1 protein-coding gene is annotated in these 603 nt (G+C 48.8%); it reads left to right on the forward strand.

Going from position 1 to position 603, the window contains the following annotated elements; genetic code table 11:
- Positions 1 to 49: 49 nt before the first annotated feature.
- A partial coding sequence (locus JCM17207_RS09660) for an IS3 family transposase (RefSeq protein WP_238317458.1) occupies positions 50 to 603 on the forward strand: 554 nt, incomplete at its 3' end.

Raw genomic sequence — 603 nt, forward strand, 5'->3', positions numbered from 1 at the left:
ATTTTCTGCGGTCCACAGGAAGGAAGTGAGAGCAAAGGCGAAATATGCCGTGATTTACCGTTATCGGGAAGAGTATCCGATTTGGCGGATGTGCAAATTCTTTGGTGTTTCCCGGAGTGGGTATTACGCTTACATTCATAAGCTGAACCGTCCAGATCCAAACCAGGCAATCATAGACCGGATTGCCCAGCAGCAGAAGAAGTGCAAAAATACATACGGTTATCGCCGGATGCATCTGTGGCTGGACAAAAACGGTTGTCACAGGAATCCCAAAACGATTCTCAGGATTATGAAAACCAACGGTTTGCTGTCTGAAATCCGCAGGCGCAGGCAGTGGAAGCAGCTGGGGCAGCAGATTCACAGATACGAGAATCTGCTGAATCGGGACTTTCATACAGAAAGACCTAACAGCAAATGGGTGACCGATATCTCTTATATCCATACAGAGCAAGGCGTCCTGTACCTGTCCATGATCCGGGATCTGTACGACAACAGCATTGTGGCTTACAAAACGGCAACATCCCAGACAGTCAATCTGGTGCTGGACACCGTTCGCCTTGCTCTCAAAAAAGAGAAAGTCGCTGGGGAGTTGCAGCTCCACAG

Source organism: Faecalibacterium gallinarum (genome assembly GCF_022180365.1).
In the GTDB taxonomy this organism is placed as follows: Bacteria; Bacillota; Clostridia; order Oscillospirales; family Ruminococcaceae; genus Faecalibacterium; species Faecalibacterium gallinarum.